This is a genomic window from Anaerolineales bacterium (genome assembly GCA_022866145.1).
Classification (GTDB): domain Bacteria; phylum Chloroflexota; class Anaerolineae; order Anaerolineales; family E44-bin32; genus PFL42.
Genome location: JALHUE010000364.1, coordinates 1 through 1,745 on the forward strand (window position 1 = coordinate 1; position 1,745 = coordinate 1,745).

Annotated in this window: 2 protein-coding genes; both read left to right on the plus strand. The window is 66.6% G+C overall.

Features of this window, described 5'->3' with window-relative positions; genetic code table 11:
• Positions 1–898 (plus strand): hypothetical protein (locus MUO23_11125; protein MCJ7513508.1); only part of this gene is annotated, 898 nt, incomplete at its 5' end.
• Positions 895–1,745: hypothetical protein (locus tag MUO23_11130; GenBank protein MCJ7513509.1), on the plus strand; the 851-nt coding region annotated here is incomplete at its 3' end. The genes MUO23_11125 and MUO23_11130, both read left to right, overlap by 4 nt.

Sequence of the window (1,745 nt, forward strand, 5' to 3'; positions counted from 1 at the left end):
CGTCCTGGGGACTTGGGCGGTCGTGGAGCAGGTCCTGCAGTGGCCTGCGGGCGGAACGGCGCAGCCCCGGCGGCGCGTGCTGACGGTTCTGGCTGCGTCTGGGCTCACAGGCTTGCCGTGGGTGGTGTATGACTACTGGCTGGTGACCACGCACCCTGCCCTGAAATCATGGTCGCTGCAGAACGTTACCCCTTCGCCCTCCCTGGTGGCGTACCTTGTCGGGTTTGGCCCGCTGGTCCTCTGGTCGGCACTGGCGCTTGTCCGAGCGAGACCCCTTCGGGAGCCCTCCCTGCGGCTCGTCGCAACCTGGGCGGTGGTCGGCATCGTGCTGCTCTACCTCCCATTCGGCCTGCAGCGGCGGCTGAGCCTGGGGCTGGCCATTCCCTTGGCGGCACTCGCCGGCGTCGGTATTGATCGCCTGTGCCGAAACCCGGCGCGCAAGCGACTGGCGGTGATCGGGACAATCCTGGTGGCGGCACCCTCGCTGCTGCTGGTGGTGGGCGCAGGGTTCGCTTCGGCGACCACCGCCGCCAGCCCCACGGTCCTGTCGGAAGCAGAGATCAAGGCCTACGACTGGATGGCGGAGAACCTGCCACCCGACAGCCTGGTTCTGGCGGCTATGCAGACCGGTAATAGGATTCCTGCCTGGATGAGCGCCCTGGTCCTGGCCGGGCACCCCTTCGAAACCCCGGACGCCCAAGCCGAGCTGGCGTGGATTGCCCGGGCCTACGGCTGGCAAGCGGACCCGGCCTCCGGCTTGGCTATGCTCAAGCAGCGGGGGATCGAGTATGTCTATCGGGGGCGGGAAGAGCGGGCGCTGGGGGATCCGACCTGGTTGCAGGCCCTGACTCCGGTTTACACCTCGGGCGAAGTCAGCCTGTATTCCGTGGTGCCATGACAGCCGGTGAGCGTCTGTCTCGCCTGTGGTGGGTTCCCCTGCTGCTTGCTCCGGCCCTATGGCTGGGCGATCTGGTGGTTCAACCAGCCGGTTTCCCCTTCCTACCAGGAGCCCAATACTCCGATCTGCTGATCTCGCACTGGCCGACGGCCTGGCTGATCCGGCACTCCATCATGGCGTGGCGCCAGGTGCCTTTGTGGAATCCCAATATTCTTTCGGGAATGCCGCTGGCCGCGGATCCGCTGTCCGGGATGTGGTATCCGCCCCAATGGGTGACGGTCTTGCTGCCATCGGCGCAGGGTTTCAACTTGTTCTTCTTCGCCCACCTGGTCTGGGCAGGCCTCGGGATGGCCGGGTTCATGCGCCAGCTCGGAGCCGGACGATGGGCTATGTTGTTCTGTGGTCTCGCCTTTGGGGGGCTGGCGAAGACGGTTGGGCACGTCGGCCTGGGGCATGTCGGAATGGTCGCCGGTCTCAGCTGGGTTCCCTGGTTTCTCTGGGCACTCGATCAGGCAATCCATTCGACAGATGCCCTGCATGCCCGGCGCTGGTACGCACTGTCAGCAGGGGCATATGCCCTGGCGTTTCTTGCGGACCCTCGCTGGGCGCTGCCGGTCGCAGCGCTGGGACTTGGCTGGTGGACTCGGCGTGCCCTACCCGTGCGCGGCGAGACCAGGCTGGATCTCAAGGTCCATGTGCCCAGTGCCGCCTTGGCGGGGAGCCTCGCAGTGATGCTCTCTGCGCCGCTGCTCCTGCCCCTGAGTGAACTTGCCCGGCTCTCCACCCGTAACAGCCTGGGAGTGGCGGAGGCAGCCGCCCTCTCGCTTCCGCCGGTCCGGCTGCTTTC